The sequence below is a fragment of the Streptomyces marispadix genome (assembly GCF_022524345.1).
Classification (GTDB): Bacteria; Actinomycetota; Actinomycetes; order Streptomycetales; family Streptomycetaceae; genus Streptomyces; species Streptomyces marispadix.
Window position 1 is genome coordinate 5,155,487 of sequence record NZ_JAKWJU010000002.1, and the last position, 18,809, is coordinate 5,174,295.

The 18,809-nt window shown below is 70.2% G+C and carries 15 protein-coding genes; 11 read left to right on the forward strand and 4 right to left on the reverse strand.

Going from position 1 to position 18,809, the window contains the following annotated elements:
- Positions 1-84: 84 nt before the first annotated feature.
- Positions 85-1,650 carry a sodium:solute symporter family protein gene (locus tag MMA15_RS21650; RefSeq protein ID WP_241061775.1) on the reverse strand — a complete coding sequence of 522 codons (1,566 nt, stop codon included), beginning with the start codon at positions 1,648-1,650 and terminating at the stop codon, positions 85-87.
- A gap of 224 nt (positions 1,651-1,874) precedes the next feature.
- Here MMA15_RS21650 and MMA15_RS21655 point away from each other — a divergent pair, with 224 nt between their 5' ends.
- Entirely contained in the window at positions 1,875-3,596 is a 1,722-nt protein-coding gene (locus MMA15_RS21655; RefSeq protein ID WP_241063350.1) for a PucR family transcriptional regulator, read from the forward strand.
- A 78-nt stretch (positions 3,597-3,674) separates the two neighbouring features.
- Here MMA15_RS21655 and MMA15_RS21660 read toward each other — a convergent pair whose 3' ends face one another.
- Both MMA15_RS21660 and MMA15_RS21665 read right to left on the reverse strand, forming a co-directional pair.
- The gene (locus MMA15_RS21660; RefSeq protein WP_241063351.1) at positions 3,675-5,036 is read right to left on the reverse strand and encodes an aspartate aminotransferase family protein; all 1,362 of its coding nucleotides are present in this window, start codon (positions 5,034-5,036) and stop codon (positions 3,675-3,677) included.
- Positions 5,037-5,038: 2 nt separating this feature from the next.
- A complete protein-coding gene (locus tag MMA15_RS21665) occupies positions 5,039-5,527 on the reverse strand; it encodes an Lrp/AsnC family transcriptional regulator (protein WP_241061776.1) in 489 nt (162 codons plus the stop codon).
- A gap of 177 nt (positions 5,528-5,704) precedes the next feature.
- Here MMA15_RS21665 and MMA15_RS21670 point away from each other — a divergent pair, with 177 nt between their 5' ends.
- Both MMA15_RS21670 and MMA15_RS21675 read left to right on the forward strand, forming a co-directional pair.
- The gene (locus tag MMA15_RS21670; protein WP_241061777.1) at positions 5,705-7,138 is read left to right on the forward strand and encodes a gamma-aminobutyraldehyde dehydrogenase; all 1,434 of its coding nucleotides are present in this window, start codon (positions 5,705-5,707) and stop codon (positions 7,136-7,138) included.
- Between the two features lie 278 nt (positions 7,139-7,416).
- A complete protein-coding gene (locus MMA15_RS21675) occupies positions 7,417-7,815 on the forward strand; it encodes a zinc ribbon domain-containing protein (protein ID WP_241061778.1) in 399 nt (132 codons plus the stop codon).
- A 163-nt stretch (positions 7,816-7,978) separates the two neighbouring features.
- Here MMA15_RS21675 and MMA15_RS21680 read toward each other — a convergent pair whose 3' ends face one another.
- Positions 7,979-9,028: an adenosine deaminase gene (locus MMA15_RS21680; protein ID WP_241061779.1), complete on the reverse strand. Its 1,050-nt coding sequence runs from the start codon at positions 9,026-9,028 to the stop codon at positions 7,979-7,981.
- Positions 9,029-9,126: 98 nt separating this feature from the next.
- Here MMA15_RS21680 and MMA15_RS21685 point away from each other — a divergent pair, with 98 nt between their 5' ends.
- From MMA15_RS21685 to MMA15_RS21720, 8 genes are all read left to right on the forward strand, one after another.
- Positions 9,127-10,002, forward strand: coding sequence for a DUF4190 domain-containing protein (locus tag MMA15_RS21685; protein WP_241061780.1), 876 nt, complete (start codon positions 9,127-9,129; stop codon positions 10,000-10,002).
- A gap of 157 nt (positions 10,003-10,159) precedes the next feature.
- Entirely contained in the window at positions 10,160-11,674 is a 1,515-nt protein-coding gene (locus MMA15_RS21690) for a gamma-aminobutyraldehyde dehydrogenase (protein ID WP_241061781.1), read from the forward strand.
- A gap of 179 nt (positions 11,675-11,853) precedes the next feature.
- Entirely contained in the window at positions 11,854-13,107 is a 1,254-nt protein-coding gene (locus MMA15_RS21695) for a polyamine ABC transporter substrate-binding protein (RefSeq protein ID WP_241061782.1), read from the forward strand.
- 17 nt (positions 13,108-13,124) lie between these two features.
- Positions 13,125-14,279 (forward strand): ABC transporter ATP-binding protein, encoded by a 1,155-nt coding sequence (locus MMA15_RS21700; protein WP_241061783.1) that lies wholly within the window; start codon positions 13,125-13,127, stop codon positions 14,277-14,279.
- Positions 14,276-15,289 (forward strand): ABC transporter permease, encoded by a 1,014-nt coding sequence (locus MMA15_RS21705; protein WP_241061784.1) that lies wholly within the window; start codon positions 14,276-14,278, stop codon positions 15,287-15,289. Before MMA15_RS21700 ends, MMA15_RS21705 begins: the two co-directional genes overlap by 4 nt.
- Complete coding sequence (locus MMA15_RS21710; protein WP_241061785.1) at positions 15,289-16,116, forward strand: ABC transporter permease; 828 nt, start codon at positions 15,289-15,291, stop codon at positions 16,114-16,116. The genes MMA15_RS21705 and MMA15_RS21710 overlap by 1 nt, the downstream gene beginning before the upstream one ends.
- Positions 16,117-16,274: 158 nt before the next feature.
- The gene (locus MMA15_RS21715) at positions 16,275-17,642 is read left to right on the forward strand and encodes an NAD(P)/FAD-dependent oxidoreductase (protein WP_241063352.1); all 1,368 of its coding nucleotides are present in this window, start codon (positions 16,275-16,277) and stop codon (positions 17,640-17,642) included.
- Between the two features lie 234 nt (positions 17,643-17,876).
- Positions 17,877-18,584, forward strand: a complete 708-nt coding sequence (locus MMA15_RS21720; RefSeq protein ID WP_241061786.1) for a C39 family peptidase — start codon at positions 17,877-17,879, stop codon at positions 18,582-18,584.
- The last annotated feature ends 225 nt before the right edge of the window (positions 18,585-18,809 follow it).

Sequence of the window (18,809 nt, forward strand, 5' to 3'; positions counted from 1 at the left end):
TGAAGGTACTGGGAGTTGCAGCGGTACCGGGAATTGCTGAGGTTCTGGGACTCGCGCCGGGAGCGGCGGGTGCGGGGGCGTCCGTCAGACTCCGGCGGGAGCGCCCGTGCCCGGCTTGCCGCCCGCAGGGCCCGTGCCGTCCGCGCCGCCGGACCCTTCGCCGCTCGCGCCGACGCCCGGACCCGCGTCGGTGTGGCCCTCGCCCGCGAGCCGGGCACGCCATTCGGCCAGTACCGCCGGATCCGTCGGCTTCCCGGCGAGGCTCACCGCGACATACGTCAGCAGCGACGCCAACAGCCCGTAGTAGATGGCCTCGTTGGCGAGCACGCCCTTCCAGGCCATCATCGCCACGACCGTGGCGCCGCCCGCGGCCACGGCTCCGAGCGCGCCGTGCGCCGTGCCGCGCTTCCACACCAGGCCGCCGAGGATGGGCACCAGCAGCCCGCCGACGAGCAGGTTGTACGCCACGGTCAGGGCCTCCACGACGTCGTTGAGCGCGATGGATATCGCCACGACGGCCGCACCCATGACGAGGATGAACAGTCGGTTGCCGCGCACCTCGTCATGGCCTCCGTCACCGGTCGCGGACTCCGTTCCGGCCGATGACTCCGGCTTGGCGGGGGTGCGGCGCAGCCGCTTCCAGATGTCGTTGTTGGCGACGGTCGCGCAGGCGATCAGCGCGCCCGACGAGGTCGACATCACCGCGGAGAGGGCCGCCGCGAGCACGAGGCCCTTCACCCCGATCGGCAGCGCCTCGCCGACGATCGTGGCGAACGCCGCGTCGGGGCTGTCCAGTTTCGGGAAGAGCGCCTTGGCACTGGTGCCGATCACGGCGCCCGCTATCGCGTAGACGAGGCAGTAGACACCGGCGACCGCGCCGCCGTTGCGGGCGACGGTGTCGCTGCGCGCGGTGAACACCCGCTGCCAGATGTCCTGTCCGATCAGCATGCCGAACGAGTAGATCAGCACGTAGGTGAAGACCGTCTGCACGCCGATGTTCATGGGCGAGAAGTACTCGTCCGGAAGCTGCTCCCGCATTCCGTCGATGCCGCCGGCCTTCCACACGGCGATCGGCAGCAGCAGAAGCAGCACGCCCACGGACTTCACCACGAACTGCGCCATGTCCGTCAGCGTGATCGACCACATCCCGCCGAGCGTCGAGTACGCGATGACGATGCCGCCGCCCAGCATGATCGCCAGCGTGCGGTCCAGGCCGAAGATGACGTCGAAGATGGTCGCGTAGGCGATGGTCGAGGTGACGGCGAGCATCAGCGTGTACGACCACATCACCGCGCCCGAGATCACCGATGACGAGCCGCCGTAGCGCAGGTCGAGCATCTGGCTGACCGTGTAGACCTTCAGCCGCGAGATGCGGGCGGAGAAGAACAGGCTCAGGGCCAGCAGTCCGAAGCCGATCGTGAACACCAGCCAGGCGCCGGAGAGTCCGTACTGGTAGCCCAGGCCGACCCCGCCGATGGTCGAGGCGCCGCCGAGCACGATGGCGGCCATCGTGCCGGAGTAGAGGACGGGCCCCAGGCGGCGGCCCGCGACGAGGAAGTCGCTCTTGGACTTGGCGCGGCGCATGCCCCACCAGCCCACGGCGAGCATGCCCACGAGATAGACGATGATCACTGCGTAGTCGACGGCCATGAGCGCTCCTCGGGCCGGGCGTAGGGGAGAAGGAGGGGAGGGGGAGGGGAGGGGGAGCGGGTGGGTGTGAACACGGGGGACGGGGGTGTGCCCGAAAGCTGTGTGTGCTGGGGATCGAGCTGGAGCCTAGGTGCCGTCAAGGCGGCCGGGAAGTGTACGTTTCCTCCACCGCCACGGCCTCTGCTGTGGGAATCGTCCATCGTCCAGGAGCTTCGGGGGTGGCCGTGCAGGAACTGGTGCCGCCGGCCGTACCGGTCCCGCTGTCCGTGCTGACCGGGGACCCCGCGCTGGGGCTGCGGCAGCTCGCAGGGCCTGACGGCTCGCGCGAGACTCCCGTGTACTCCGTGCACACCAGCGAGATGGCCGATCCGCTGCCCTATCTGCTCGGCGGCGAGCTGCTGTTGAGCGCCGGTGTGCACTGCCCGCCGGGGCCGGACCACGGCGAGCACTGGGAGCGCTATGTGCTGCGCTCGATGGAGGCAGGTGCGGCGGCGCTCGGCTTCGGAGTCGCGCCCGTGCACGAGGAGGTCCCGGCGCAGCTCGCCGACGCCTGCGAACGGCACGGTCTGCCGCTCGTGGAGGTGCCGAGGGACACGCCGTTCACGGCGGTGGCGCGGGCCCTGTGGCAGGCCGTCACCCAGCGCCGCCACCAGGCGCTGCGCAGGCTCAGCGAGGCACAGCAGACGCTGGCAGCGGCGGCGGCCGGGCCGCATCCCGTACCGGCGGTGCTCGGACAGCTCGCACAGCGCCTGGACGCGTGGGCCGTGCTGCTCGGCCGGGACGGACGTGAACTGGCGTCCGCCGGAGCCGCGCCCCCCGAGGAGGCGCGGGCCGAACTCGCCTCGCTCACCGGCCTGTTGCGGCAGGGGCCGTCCTCCGCGGCCGGGACGTACGGAGAGCTGCGCCTGAGCGTTTACGGGCTGGGAAGCGGCGGCGGGGGAGGCGCAGCGGGAGGGGGCGGAGGGGGAGGCGGAGGGAAACCGCTCGCGCTGGGCCTGTGCGCCCCACACCGCGACGGCATCGACGGCGCCATCGCCTCGGTGGCGGTGGTGCTGCTCGCGCTGCTCACCGAACGCCGCGCCGCCGAGACCGAGGAGCAGCGCTCGGCCGCGCTCGTACGGCTGATGCTGGGAGCGTCACCTCAGGAGGCGGCGACGCTGCTGAGCGGTGACGCGCGGCGGTGGGCCGTGGTGCGCGGACAGCGGCGGCACGGCACGGTGCACGGGAGCGACCCGTTCGCGACTTCCGCCCTCGCGGCGGGACTCGGCACCACGCTCATCGACCTTGCGGACGGGGAGCTGCGTGCCCTCGTACCTGTCACGGACAGCGATACGGATACGGGTACGGATACCGGCACGGCCACGGATGCCGGTACGGGTACGGCCACGGATACCGGCACGGGCGCGGCCACGGATACCGGTACGGGCACGAACGGCGAAGGCGACGCAGTCCCCGGCGCGGGCGGTCGGTCGGGCGCGGCCACGCGAACCGGCACCCCGGCCGGCGGGAGCGGAACCCCAGCCATCGAGCCGCAGCCGGGCTGGACGCTGGGCGTCAGCGGGCCGGTCCCCGCCGCTCAACTGGCCCGCGCGGACGGCCAGGCGGCACGCGCGCTGCGCCGGGCCCTCGCCGAGCGCCGCCCCCTCGTACGGCAGCGGGGCGACGCCGCGGGGGAGGCCGCCGATGTGGCCTCGCTCGTGGAGCCGGCGGAGGCACGCGAGATGGCCGGGGCGCGGCTGGCACCTCTGGACGGGCGCCCGTATCTCGTGGAGACGCTGCGCATGTGGCTGTCGCTGAACGGCAGTTGGGACCGTACGGCGGTGGCCCTGGAGGTACACCGCAACACGGTGCGGCAACGCGTCGCCCGTGCCGCCGCCCTGCTGGGCGAGGACCTGGCCGATCCCGATGTACGGATGGAGCTGTGGTTCGCGCTCAAGTGGCGCTGAGCGGCCCCGGCATGGAGCCAGGCCGGGGCTCAACCCCCCCACGTACACGCCGAGTTGTCCATTCAGCGCACGCGCCCGTCAGAGCTTCGTCCACGCCTCCGTCAGCACCGAGCGCAGGATGCCCTCGGCCTCGTCGAAGATGCTCTGGTCGGAGATGAGCGGCGGTGCGAGCTGCACCACGGGGTCGCCGCGGTCGTCGGCCCGGCAGTAGAGCCCGGCCTCGAAGAGCGCCTTGGAGAGGAATCCGTAGAGGACCCGCTCGGACTCCTCCTCGGTGAAGGTCTCCTTGGTGGCCTTGTCCTTGACGAGTTCGATGCCGTAGAAGAAGCCGTCGCCGCGTACGTCGCCGACGATGGGAAGGTCGAGCAGCTTGCGCAGCGTGGCACGGAACGCGGGCTCGTTGTCGAGGACGTGCTGGTTGAGTCCCTCGCGTTCGAAGATGTCGAGGTTGGCGAGCGCCACGGCCGCCGAGACCGGGTGGCCGCCGAAGGTGTAGCCGTGCAGGAAGGTGTTGTCGCCCTTCCAGAAGGGCTCGGCGATGCGGTCGGAGATGATCGCGGCGCCGATCGGCGAGTAGCCGGAGGTCATGCCCTTGGCACAGGTGATGATGTCCGGCACGTAGCCGAACTTGTCGCAGCCGAAGAGCGTCCCCAGCCGTCCGAAGGCGCAGATGACCTCGTCGGAGACGAGCAGCACGTCGTGCCGGTCGCAGATCTCGCGGACGCGCTGGAAGTAGCCCGGGGGCGGGGGGAAGCAGCCGCCCGCGTTCTGCACGGGTTCGAGGAAGACCGCCGCGACCGTCTCCGGGCCCTCGAAGAGGATCTGCTGCTCGATCTGGTCGGCGGCCCAGCGTCCGAACGCCTCGGGGTCGTCGCCGTGCGCCGGTGCCCGGTAGATGTTGGTGTTGGGCACCTTGTGCGCGCCCGGCACCAGCGGCTCGAACGGGGCCTTCAGGCCCGGGAGTCCGGTGATCGAGAGGGCGCCGTGGGGGGTGCCGTGGTAGGCGACGTTGCGCGAGATCACCTTGTACTTGCCGGGGTTGCCGGTCAGCTTGTGGAACTGCTTGGCGAGCTTCCACGCGGTCTCCACGGCCTCGCCGCCGCCCGTGGTGAAGAAGACCTTGTTGAGGTCGCCGGGGGCGTGGTGCGCCAGGCGCTCGGCGAGTTCGACGGCCTTGGGGTGCGCGTAGGACCAGATGGGGAAGAAACCGAGGTCCTGCGCCTGCTTGTTGGCGGCCTCGGCCAGCTCCGCGCGGCCGTGACCGGCCTGTACCACGAAGAGCCCGGCGAGGCCGTCGAGGTAGCGCTTGCCGTCGGTGTCGTAGATGTGGGTGCCCTCGCCGCGGACGATCGTGGGGACGGGCGTCCGCTCGTACGACGACATGCGGGTGAAGTGCATCCACAGGTGGTCGTGGGCGGTCTTCGACAGATCCTTTGTCACGGTCATCGTGTCCCCCACGTGTAGGTCTGCTTTCGCAGCTTGAGGTAGACGAAGCTCTCGGTGGTGCGCACCCCCGGAAGGGAACGGATCCGCTTGGTGATCATCTCCAGCAGGTGCTCGTCGTCCTGGCAGACGATCTCCACGAGCAGGTCGAACGAGCCGGCCGTGACGACCACGTAGTCGACCTCGTCGATCTCGGCGAGGGCGTCCGCCACGGACTCGAGATCGCCCTCGATGTTGATGCCGACCATCGCCTGCCGCAGGAAGCCCACCGTGAGGGGGTCGGTGACGGCGACGATCTGCATGACACCCTGGTCCTGGAGCTTCTGGACGCGCTGCCGTACGGCCGCTTCCGACAGGCCGACGGCCTTGCCGATGGCGGCGTAGGGCCGCCTGCCGTCCTCCTGGAGCTGCTCGATGATCGCAAGCGACACATCGTCGAGCGAGCGGATGCCGTTCGTCTTCTTCGCGTCTCGGGCCACGCACGACACTGTGCATGAGACCTCCTCCGAATCGCAACCCGTAAGCAATGCAATTCGAAGCAATACATGGCTGCGAGAACCGAATCCGTCGTAGGCGGTGTGGTGGTGTATCGAAAGCGTTGCAGTGCTGGTTAGGGTGGCGGTCTCACCCAATGGACATGGACAACGGAGCAGGAGGGGTGCGAAGTGACCACCGAGCTGCGTCGGCTGCGCAACTACATCGACGGTGAGTTCCGGGACGCCGCTGACGGCCGGACCACCGACGTGGTGAATCCCGCCACGGGCGACGTGTACGCCACCGCGCCGCTTTCCGCCGCCGCCGATGTCGACGCCGCGATGGCCGCGGCCGAGCGGGCCTTTCCGGGCTGGCGCGACACCACTCCGGCCGAGAGGCAGAAGGCGATCTTGAAGATCGCGGACGCGCTGGAGGCCCGCGCGGACGAGTTCCTGGCCGTCGAATGCGAGAACTGCGGCAAGCCGCTGGAGCTGACCAGGCAGGAAGAACTGCCCATGATGCTCGACCAGATCCGCTTCTTCGCCGGTGCCGCCCGCATGCTGGAGGGCAAGTCCGCCGGCGAGTACATGGAGGGGCTCACCTCCTATGTACGGCGTGAGCCGGTGGGCGTATGCGCACAGGTCGCACCGTGGAACTACCCCGCGATGATGGCCGTCTGGAAGTTCGCACCGGCGCTGGCCGCGGGCAACACCGTCGTGCTCAAGCCGTCCGACACCACCCCCGCCTCCGCTGTCTTCATGGCCGAGGTGATGGGCGAGATCCTGCCCAAGGGCGTCTTCAACGTCCTCTGCGGCGACCGCGACACCGGCCGCCTCATGGTCGAGCACAAGACGCCCGCGATGGCCTCGATCACCGGGTCGGTGCGTGCCGGTACGGAGGTCGCGGGCAGCGCGGCCAAGGACCTCAAGCGCGTACATCTGGAGCTGGGCGGCAAGGCGCCGTGCGTGGTCTTCGACGACGCCGACGTGCAGGCCGCGGTCGAGGGCATCCGCGACGGCGGCTTCTTCAACGCCGGTCAGGACTGCACCGCGGCGACGCGTGTCCTCGTACAGGAAGGCGTCTACGAGCAGTTCGTCACCGCGCTGGCCAAGGCCGCGGGCGAGGTGAAGACCGGCGACCTCAGCGACCCCGACTGCTTCTACGGGCCCCTCAACAACCCGACGCACCTGGAGAAGGTCAGCGGCTTCATCGACCGGCTGCCCGCGCACGCCAAGGTCGAGTCCGGCGGTGAACGCGTAGGCGACAAGGGCTGGTTCTACGCGCCGACGGTCGTCTCGGGGCTGCGCCAGGACGACGAGATCATCCAGAACGAGGTCTTCGGTCCGGTCATCACAGTCCAGAAGTTCACCGACGAGAACCAGGCCGTGACCTGGGCCAACGACGTCGAGTACGCGCTGGCGTCCTCGGTGTGGACCACCGACCACGGCCGTGCCATGCGGATGTCGAAGTCGCTGGACTTCGGCTGCGTATGGATCAACACCCATATCCCGCTGGTCGCGGAGATGCCGCACGGCGGCTTCAAGAAGTCCGGCTACGGCAAGGACCTCTCGGCGTACGGGCTGGAGGACTACACGCGCGTCAAGCATGTGATGACGGCGCTGTGAGCGTGAGCCGCAAGGCCCGGTGACCCGGTCCTCAAGCGGCTGCTTCGCAGGCCCCGGGCGGTGGGCGTTCCCCCTCCGCCCGGGGCCTCCTCGCGTCACGGGCGCCGCCGTCGGTCGTGTGGACGCGTTCGGTTGGAGCCGTCTCGTTACGTGAACGGCTTGACTGCCGGTATGTGCAGGGTGGTTGGCTGCCACGGAAACCTCTGGCCGGGAAGCAGACCCGGAAAGACACCGACGCAGAATCCCTCCGCGAACACACACTGAGAAACGGGGCTCTCGTGCTCATCTTCGGCACCTCGACCAAGATGCATCAGCTTGCGATGCTGAACCTGCTGTGCGCCTTCTGCGGCAATCCTTCGGCGCACTCGCTGCGTAAGCGGGTCACGAAGTTCTCCCTCTTCTTCATCCCGCTCTTCCCGATCGCCCCCGCGAAGCACTACCTCCAGTGCACCTTCTGCGGCGGCGCGAGCGAGGTGACGAAGGAGAACGCCGAGCAGCTCCTCGCCCAGGGCGGCGCCCCCGCGCCGCAGTCCGGCTACGGAGCCGCACAGCCCGGAGGGCAGCAGCCGTACGCCGGGCAGGGCCACCCCGGGCAGGGCCAGATGCCGCCGCAGGGCAATCCGTTCGCCGGCCAGCAGCCGCAGGGGCAGCCCCCGCAGAACCCGTACCAGTCCTGACGCGCTCGGCGGCCGGCGCAGCCCTCGCGCGGGCGGACGGGCATGTGAAGGGGCCGAAGTCCACGCGGACTTCGGCCCCTTCCCTGTCCTACGCCGGGTCCGGGTCCGTCACCCGGTCCGGTCTCCGCGTCCTTTCTGCGACTGCTTCCGTGTGCGCGGACGGTCAGTCGGCGGCGCTCCGCTGCCGCTTCCAGGAGGCGAGGTAGGCGTCGATCTCAGCGTTCAGCCGCTTCCTGGTGGGCTCGTCCATGAAGGAGGCCCGTACGGCGTTGCGTGCGAGGGCGGCGACGCCCGCCGCGTCCAGGCCGAGCAGCCGTGCGGCGATCCCGTACTCGGTGTTGAGGTCCGTGCCGAACATCGGGGGGTCGTCGCTGTTGATCGTCACCAGGACGCCCGCCTCGGCCAGTTGCGGCAGCGGGTGCTCGTCCAGCGTCTCCACGGCACGGGTCGCGATGTTGGAGGTAGGGCAGACCTCCAGCGGGATCTGCCGCTCGGCGAGATGCTCCAGCAGCCGCGGGTCCTGGACGGCGCTCGTGCCGTGCCCGATGCGCTCCGCACGCAGCGAGGTGAGGGCGTCCCAGATCGTCTCCGGACCCGTGGTCTCGCCCGCGTGCGGCACGCTGCGCAGCCCCGCCGCGATCGCACGGTCGAAGTACGGCTTGAACTGCGAGCGCGGAACGCCGATTTCGGGGCCGCCGAGACCGAACGAGAGCAGGCCGTCAGGGCCCATCTCCGTGGCGATCCTCGCGGTCTCCTCGGCCGCCGCGAGGCCCGCCTCGCCGGGGATGTCGAAGGTCCAGCGCAGCGTGACGTCCAGCTCCTTCTCGGCGGCGGTCCGGGCGTCCTCGATGGCCTCCAGGAACTCCTCGGCGGCTATCCCGCGCTTGGTCGAGCTGAAGGGCGTGACGGTCAGCTCGGCGTAGCGCACCTGCTGGCGGGCCATGTCGCGGGCGATCTCGTAGGTGAGCAGCCGGATGTCCTCGGCGTCCCGCAGCATGTCGACGACCGAGAGATAGATCTCGATGAAGTGCGCGAAGTCGGTGAAGGTGAAGTACTCCCGCAGTGCCTCCGGGTCCTGTGGAACGCCGAACTCCGGGTGGCGGGCCGCGAGTTCGGCGACGATGCGGGGCGAGGCCGAGCCGACGTGATGGACGTGCAGCTCGGCCTTGGGCAGCCCGGCGATGAACTCGTCGAGGCCGGAGAACTCGGACAACGGGGCCTCCAGAGGGGAGAGGGAACCGGATCATCGTATGCGGGGCGTCACAGCGGACGAATAGCATGGGCCGCCGACGAGGAACCCCGGGAGGGGCCATGGAAGACGACACCGGACGGCCGGCGCCCTCCGGCGGCGCACGGCACGATCCCTGGGCGCCTCCTCGCGACGGGGCCGCAACCGGCAGGGGGAACATGGACCACAACGAAGAGGACCGGAAGCGGCGTTCGGTCGCGGAGCAGCCGACGATCACCTCGGGGCAGGGCGCGAGCCCGGGGGCGGGGCCGCCTCCCGTTCCGCCCGCGCCAGGGGCGCCTTCGGGCCCGTCTCGGGGTGCTGCTCCCGCCGGTGCAGGGGGTGCACCTGGTTCCGGTTACGGAGCGTCGCCTTACGGTGCGCCGTCGCCGTACGGGCAGCAGCCACAGCCGCCGCAACAGCCCCAGCAGCCACAGCCGTACGTCAACGGCGGTGCCGCGTACGGCTATCCGGCACAGGCGCCCGCGCCGCAGCCGTACGGATACGGAGCGGGACCGGGTCCGGGCGGCCCCGGCGGGTACGGCTGGCACGCTCCGCCGCAGCCCGGCGGCAAGGCGGTCGCCGCGATGGTGGTCGGCATCCTCGGCCTGCTCGCCGTCTCGACCTGCTGGGGGAGCTTCCTGGGGATCTTCCTCAGCCCGGTCGCGCTCGGCCTGGGCCTCTCCGCGAAGCGCGCCGCCGACCGGGGCGAGACCGGCGGGCGCGGCCAGGCCGTGTCCGGCTTCGTGATGGGGATCATCGGCACGGTCCTGTCGGTGCTCTTCATCGCGTTCCTCGTGGTGATGCTGACCGTCTACAACGAGGAGTTCGGCGAGTACGACTCCGACCCGGGCGGCGACGGCTCCTCGCTCGACGCCCGCGAGCGCGCCGCCGTACTCGTGGTCTCCGGAGCGGGCACCGGCGCCGACGCGGTGACCCGCACAACCGTCGGCGGCTGAACCGGCATTGCGGATCGTGGGGTCCGAGTACGGGCAACATTGCAGATTCCGTAGCGCAATCAAACGGTGACGACGGAATCCCTTGTTGAATCGGGATCGTCCTGTCAGGATCGGCGTCCAACAAAAGCTGACGCCCCGCCCCAGGCAGGAGAGCCCGATGGTCCAGCGCTTCGACGTGTCCTCACGCTTCGCAGCGGGTGCGCAGTTCACCGGTGGACGGCTCGGATCGGGCGCTTCGGGCCGTACGCACACCGTCGTCGACCCGGCCACGGGCGAGAGCGTCCTCGGCTATGAACTCGCCGACCCCGCCGATGTGGGCGCGGCCGTCGAGGCCGCGGGGCGCGCGCTGCCCGAGTGGGCGGGCGCCACACCCGCCGAGCGCTCCGACGCGATGCACCGCTGGGCGGCCGTACTGCGCGAGCGCACGGGCGAGTTCGTGTATGCGGAGTCGCTTCAGTGCGGCAAACCGCTGAAGCTGTCCGAGGAGTTCGACGTTCCGGGCTCCTTCGACAACGTCGCGTTCTTCGCGGGGGCCGCCCGGCAGCTTCCAGGGGTCGCCGCGGCCGAGTACAGCGGCGACCACACCTCATTCGTACGGCGTGAACCGCTCGGTGTGATCGGCTCCATCGCCCCCTGGAACTACCCGCTCCAGATGGCCGCCTGGAAGATCCTCCCTGCGGTCGCCGCGGGCAACACCATCGTCCTCAAGCCCAGCGAACTCACCCCGCTGACCTCGCTGATGTTCGCGGAGGCGGCCTGCGATGCGGGCATCCCCGACGGCGTGGTCAACGTCGTCTCCGGCACCGGACCGGACGTGGGGGAGGCGCTGGTCGGGCACCCCGACGTCGCCATGACCTCCTTCACCGGGTCGACCGAGGTCGGCAAGCGCGTCGCCCAGATCGCCACGGCAGGCGTCAAGCGTCTCCACCTCGAACTCGGCGGCAAGGCGCCCTTCGTGGTCTTCGACGACGCCGATCTGGAGGCCGCCGTGCACGGCGCGGTGGCCGGTGCGCTGATCAACTCCGGTCAGGACTGCACAGCCGCGACCCGTGCGTATGTACAGCGCCCGCTCTACGACCGGTTCGTCTCCGGCGTCGCGGACCTGATGCGCGAGGTACGCCTCGGCGACCCCTTCGCACCCGGCACCGACCTCGGCCCTCTCGTCTCCCACGCGCACCGCGACCGCGTCGCCGGGTTCGTGGAACGGGCACGCTCGTACGCCACCGTCGTCACCGGCGGCGAGGCCCCCGGCGGTGAACTCGCCCACGGCGCCTACTATCCGCCCACGCTGATCACCGACGCGCCGCAGGACAGCGAGATCGTGCAGCAGGAGGTCTTCGGGCCCGTGCTGACCGTGCTGCCCTTCGACGCGGACGACCAGGGCATCGCCCTGGCCAACGACACCCCGTACGGACTGGCCGCCTCCGCCTGGAGCCGCGACGTCTTCCGTACGGGCACCGCCGCCCGGCGCATACGGGCGGGCTGCGTATGGATCAACGACCACATCCCGATCATCAGCGAGATGCCGCACGGGGGCTACAAGGCCTCCGGCTACGGCAAGGACATGTCCGCGTACTCCTTCGAGGAGTACACACAGGTCAAGCACGTCATGCAGGACGTCACCGGGGAAGCGCGAAAGGACTGGCACCGCACGGTCTTCGGCGACCGCTGACGCCCGCGGACGCGGACACGACCGCGGAGGCGGCAACCCCGGGCCGCGCACCGATGCCGTAAGTCCCCGAGCACGTGAGCACCAGAGAACGCGAACCGCCGAGCCACCACCGACACGGCCTCAACAGCCCCTGATCCGCCCGCACTTCCTTCCCCGCCCTTCAACCGGAAGGCAGCCCGATGGACCTGGACCCGCAGCTTTACGAAGGTCTGCCCGACCCCGTGCGCGACGCCTGGGAACGCAGCCTCACCCAGGGACGCGCCGCCGTCAGCCGCCGCCGGCTGCTGCGCCTCGGCGCCCTCGCCGCGGGCGGCGCCGCCCTCGCGGCGTGCGGCATCCCGCCCGCTCAGGGCAGCCGCGGCGGCAACGACCCCGAGGACACCCCCGACTGGTCGAAGAAGGAGCGGGTCCTCAACTTCGCGAACTGGCCCCTCTACATCGACGTCGACGACAAGAACAAGAAGAAGCGCCCCACGCTCGACCGCTTCGAGCGGCAGAGCGGAATCAAGGTCAAGTACGTCGAGGACATCAACGACAACAGCGAGTTCTACGGGAAGATCAAGCCGCAGCTCGCCGCCGGGCAGGACACGGGCCGCGACCTGATATGCCTCTCCGACTGGATGGCAGGCCGCATCATCCGCCAGGGCTGGGCCCAGCGCCTCGACCCGGCCCGTCTGCCGCACGCCGTCGCCAACCTGGAAGACCGCTTCCGTACGGCGCCGCACGACCCCGGCCGCCAGTACAGCTACCCGTGGGCGGGCACCGCCTGCGTCGTCGCGTACAACAAGAAGGCCACGGGCGGCAAGAAGGTCACCAGCGTCTCCCAACTGCTGGAGGACGACTCCCTCAAGGGCAGGGTGTCGATGCTGACGGAGATGACCGACACCATGGGCCTGGCCATGCTCGACGGCGGCATCAACCCGGAGAAGTTCACGGCGGGCGACTTCGACAAGACCCTCGCCCGCCTCCAGAAGGCCGTCGACGCGAAGCAGTTGCGCCGCTTCAGCGGCAACGACTACCTCGACGAACTCAACTCCGGTGACATCGCGGCCTGTCTGGCGTGGGCGGGAGACGTCGTACAGCTCAAGTTCGACAACCCGGACGTCGAATTCGCCCTGCCCGAGAGCGGCTACCTCTTCGGCACCGACGACCTCCTCGTCCCAGCGAAGGCCAGGCACCAGGCCAACGCCGAGGCCCTGATCGACCACTACTACCAGCCCAAGGAGGCCGCCGAGCTGGCCGCCTGGGTCAACTACATCTGCCCGGTCACCGGCGCCAAGGCCGAGATGGAGAAGATCGACAAGGAGCTCGCCGAGGACCCGCTGATCTTCCCCGACGCGAAGACCATCGAGCTGGGCAAGAACTTCCGGCCCATGTCCACCGGTGAACACGCCCGCTACGAGAACAAGTTCGCCAAGCTCATCGGCGCATAGGCGAGGAAGAGCAGACCATGACGATCACTCTTTCCGGTGTCAGCAAGGTCTTCGGCGACTTCACCGCCGTACACCCGCTGGACCTCACCATCCCCGAGGGCTCCTTCTTCGCCCTCCTCGGCGCGTCCGGCTGCGGCAAGACCACCACCCTCCGCATGATCGCGGGACTGGAGGAGCCGACCGGCGGGCGGATACTCCTCGGCGAGGACGACATCACCGCCCTGCCGCCGCACAAGCGCCCCGTGAACACCGTCTTCCAGAACTACGCCCTCTTCCCGCACCTCGACGTGGCGGAGAACGTCGCCTTCGGACTGCGGCGGCGCGGCATCACCTCCGTACGCAAACAGGTCGAGGAGATGCTGGAACTCGTCGAGCTGGGACCGCTGGCGAAGCGCAAGCCACGGCAGCTCTCCGGCGGGCAGCAGCAACGCGTCGCGCTCGCCCGCGCGTTGATCAACCGGCCGCAGGTGCTGCTGCTCGACGAGCCGCTGGGCGCCCTCGACCTCAAGCTGCGCCGCCAGATGCAGCTCGAACTCAAGCGCATCCAGACGGAGGTGGGCATCACCTTCGTCCATGTCACACACGACCAGGAGGAGGCCATGACGATGGCCGACACCGTGGCCGTGATGAACGCGGGACGCGTCGAGCAACTGGGCGCCCCCGACGAGCTGTACGAGCGGCCCCGCTCCACCTTCGTCGCCAACTTCCTCGGCACCTCCAACCTCATCGAGGCGGAGATCACCGAGGCGAACGACGACGAGCTGCTGCTGAAGGCCGTGGGCACACAGACGCGGCTGCGGCTGCCCGCCGAACGCTGCGCGGTCGACGGCCCCCAGGCGGGCGGCAAGGTGCTCGTGGGCGTACGTCCGGAGAAGATCTCCCTCAGCCACGCCGACGACACGGACGCCGAGGACGCCTCGCGCGGTGACGCCGACGGCGCCGACAACCTCCTCACCGGCCGCATACGCGACGCCGGCTACCTCGGCGTCTCCCTCCAGTACGTCGTCGACAGCCCCGTCTGCCCCGAGTTCAGCGTCTACGAGCAGAACGTCGAGCGGGACGCACGGCTTACGCCGGGCACCGAGGTCGTACTGCGCTGGCGGCCCGCGCACACCTTCGCGCTGGACGCCGCGCAGGACGCCGACGCGGGGACCGTGGAGGAGGCGCTGTGACGAGCCCGGCCGCATCCGCATCCGCATCCGCCGGTTCCCCGGCCGGTGCCTCCGGCTCCGCGTCCGCCTCCGCGGGTGCCGCGACGCCGCCCGCCTCCGGCGACGCCCCCGGCGGCGGCCCCGGCACGTCCGCACGGTCCGCACGCCGCCGGGTCCGCCTCACCCCGTACTGGCTGCTGCTGCCTGCCGGGCTGTGGCTCGCGCTCTTCTTCGTCGCGCCGTTCTTCTACCAGGCGTCGACGTCCGTGCAGAGCGGCTCCCTCGAAGAGGGCTTCCGCGTCACCTGGGACTTCACCAACTACACCGACGCGCTGGCCACTTACGCGCCGCACTTCCTGCGCTCGTTCCTCTACGCCGCCACCGCCACGCTGCTTTGCCTGCTCATCGGCTACCCCCTCGCTTACATGATCGCCTTCCGCGCGGGGCGCTGGCGGGGCCTGCTGCTGGTGATGGTGATCGCCCCGTTCTTCACCAGCTTCCTCATCCGCACGCTCGCGTGGAAGACGATCCTCTCCGACGGCGGCCCGGTCGTCGGCGTACTGAAATCGGTCCATCTCCTGGACTTCACAAGCCAGTTGGGGCTGACCGGCGACGACAGGCTGCTGGCGACGCCGCTGGCGGTGGTGTGCGGGCTGACGTACAACTTCCTGCCGTTCATGATCCTTCCGCTCTACAGCTCGCTGGAGCGGATCGACGCCTCGCTGCACGAGGCGGCACGCGACCTGTACGCCAAGCCCGCGACCGTCTTCCGCAAGGTGACCTTCCCGCTCTCCCTGCCGGGCGTCGTCGCCGGGACGCTGCTCACGTTCATCCCGGCCTCCGGCGACTACATCAACGCACAGCTTCTCGGCTCCCCGAACACGCAGATGGTCGGCAACGCCATCCAGAAGCAGTTCCTCAACGTCCTCGACTACCCGGCAGCCGCCGCCATGTCGTTCATCCTCATGGCGATCATCCTGATCGTGGTGAGTGTCTATATGCGCAAGGCCGGAACGGAGGAACTCGTGTGATGGCCGCCGCAACCCGCTCCCGGACCCTCGCGCCGCTGCACTGGCTGCGCCGCAACGCGGTCGTACTCGCCGGTGCGGCCTCCCTGCTGTATCTGCTGCTGCCGAACGTGGTGGTGATGCTCTTCTCCTTCAACAAGCCCGCGGGCCGCTTCAATTACGAGTGGCGGGCCTTCTCCACCGACGCGTGGACCGATCCGTGCGGCGTCGCCGACATGTGCGGATCGCTCGGGCTCAGCCTTCAGATCGCGGTGCTGTCGACGCTGTTCGCCACGGCCTTCGGCACGTTCGCCGCCTTCGCGCTCGCCCGCTACCGCTTCCGCGGCAAGGGCACGGGCAACGCGCTGATCTTCCTGCCGATGGCCATGCCCGAGGTCGTCATGGGCGCCTCGCTCGGCACGCTCTTCCTCAACACCCGAGTCGCCTTCGGCTTCGTGACGATCCTCATCGCCCACATCATGTTCTGTCTGAGCTTCGTGGTCGTAGCGGTGAAGGCACGCGTGATGAGCATGGACCCGCGGCTGGAGGAGGCGGCACGCGATCTGTACGCGGGGCCGGTTCAGACGTTCCTGCGGGTCACGCTGCCCCTGGCGGCACCCGGGATCGCGGCGGGCGCCATGCTCAGCTTCGCGCTCTCCTTCGACGACTTCATCATCACGCAGTTCAACGCGGGCCCCTCCACGGTCACCTTCCCGATGTTCGTCTGGGGCGCGGCGCAGCGGGGTGTGCCCGTGCAGGTCAACGTCATCGGTACGGCCATGTTCCTCATCGCCGTGGCCGTCGTCTTCGGCGGGCAGATCGCGACCGCGCGCCGCCGGAGGCGGTCGTGACGGCCCCCGAGGCGGACGGCGGCACCGGCGATGCGCACCCGGGAACGGGCCAAGTCGCGGACTCGGGGCCGGACTTCCGGCCGGACTCCGAACCGGACTCCGAACCGGACTCCGGGCCGGAGTCCGAGGCCGCACGGGCCCTCGCGGGGGCGCGCCCCGTGCCCTTCTGGCTCGACGACCCGGCCGTCCGGCCCGCGGCACTGCCCGCCCTGGCGGGCGAGACCCGCTGCGACCTGCTCGTCGTAGGCGGCGGCTACAGCGGACTGTGGACGGCGCTCATCGCGAAGGAGCGCGACCCGTCCCGCGACGTGGTGCTGCTGGAGGGCAAGGAGACCGGATGGGCCGCCTCCGGCCGCAACGGAGGCTTCTGCGACTCCTCCCTCACCCATGGCTTCGCCAACGGCCTCGCCCGCTGGCCCGGCGAGATCGAGAAGCTGGAGCGCCTCGGTCTCGCCAATCTCGACGCCATCGAGGAGGCCGTCCGACACCACGGCATCGACTGCGACTTCGAACGCACCGGAGAGATCGAACTGGCGACCCGGCCCCATCAGGTCGCCGAGCTGCGGGAGACAGCCGAGGAGGCCGCGCGGCACGGGCTCGGCGACCGCGTGACGTTCCTGGACCGCGAGGCCGTGGCCGGGCAGGTCTCCTCGCCCTCCTTCCTCGCCGGGCTCTGGTTCCGCCACAGCGTCGCCATGCTTCACCCTGCGAAGCTCGCCTGGGGCCTCAAACGCGCTTGCCTCGAAGCAGGCGTACGCATCTACGAGCACACTCCGGCACGGGGGTTGAGCAGCGACGACACCGTGGTGACCGTGGGCACCCCTTACGGTCGGGTACGCGCACGGCAGGCGGCGCTCGCCACGAACGCCTTCCCCTCGCTGCTGCGGCGCCTGCGCCCGTACATCGTCCCCGTCTACGACTACGCGCTGATGACCGAGCCGCTGAACCGGCAGCAGCGCGAAGCCCTCGGCTGGCAGGGACGTCAGGGACTCGCGGACAGCGCCAACCACTTCCACTACTTCCGGCTGACCGCGGACGACCGCGTCCTGTGGGGCGGTTACGACGTCCTGTACCACTACGGCAGCCGCATCTCGGCCGAGTACGACCAGCGGCCGGAGACGTTCCGCAAGCTGGCGGCCCACTTCTTCGACACCTTCCCGCAGTTGAGAGGCGTGCGCTTCAGCCACACCTGGGGCGGGGTCATCGACACCTGCTCACGCTTCTCGCCGTTCTTCGGTACGGCGCACAGCGGCCGGGTCGCATACGCGGCGGGCTATACGGGGCTGGGCGTGGGCGCGACCCGCTTCGGAGCCGAGGTGATGCTCGACCTGCTCGGCGGCGAGCCCACGGAACGCACGGAGCTGGAACTGGTGCGTAAGAAGCCGCTGCCGTTCCCGCCGGAGCCGGTGCGCTGGGCGGGCATCGCCATGACCCAGTGGTCGCTCACGCGGGCGGACGCACGCGGCGGGCGCCGCAATCTGTGGCTGAAGGCGATGGACGCGGCGGGGATGGGGTTCGACAGCTGACCCACGGCTGAGCGACGGCCGGCCGCTGCCCCGGTTGTTCCGAACTGCCCTTCGGCCCCGGGGACTTCGCCGTCCGCCCCGGGGACTTCGCCGTCCCCTGCGCCGGGCCGGGCGCGGCGCGCTCCGCTCCCGTCGTCACTGGTGGGCCCGGTGAAAGCTTGAGTAGACCTCTGCCGGGGTCCGGTGGCGTGGTGGCATGCTCCACTCAAGTACCCCCCACCGAGGAGCAGTTGAATGCGTATCAGACCCATGGCGGTGACCGTGGCCCTGACGGCCGCGGGGCTGCTGGCCGCGCCGGGCACGGCGCTGGCGGACGAGTCCCACGAGACCGCGGTGTCGCGGATCGCCGCCGAACCGGGAGCGTCGGCGGACCCCGTCGAGGTGAGCCGCGACGGCGCGCACATACGCACGGAGGCGAGCGAGTCCAAGGCCGCCAAGACCCTCGAAGTGGACTACCAGGTCCAGGAGACCGGCTACTGGTGCGGCCCCGCGGCGACCCGCATCGCCCTCTCCGCCCGCATGGCACCCCCCAGCCAGGCGGACCTCGCGGCGCAGCTCGGCACCACCGAGAACGGCACCGACGACATACGCCAGGTCACCGACGTGCTCAACGCCAACCTCGGCGGCAGCGACTACGAGTCGAAGTACATGCCCGACGACCCGCCCTCGCAGGAGCAGAAGGACGTGCTGTGGCAGGACATCGTCGGTGACATCGACGGTGGCCTGCCGCTCGTCACCAACATCGTGGCCCCGCCCGGCAACCAGCCCCCCGGCTATCCGTCGGACCAGACGATCTACCACTACTTCACGGTCATCGGCTACGACGACGCCAACAAGTCCGTGCTGATAGCCGACCCCGCCTCTTTCTCCGGCAACCAGATCTACTGGCTCTCCTTCGACCAGCTCGCGTCGCTGATCCCGCCGAAGGGCTACGCCGCGTAAGACGCGTCTGAGATCCGGGCCCGAACCTGCCGTCGGCGGCCCGGCCCCCCAGGTCCCGTACGCCGGGCGGCCCTCCCGACCGGCCGCTCACCCCCCCTGCGGCCGGGCTCTCCGCCCTGCGTACGGCCGCCGCGCCGCGGTCCCCGTTCACCGGGGGCCGCGGCGCGTGCCTCCCTGGGGCGGCCCGCTCGCCGCCTCCGAGCGCAACTCCCGTACCACGCACGC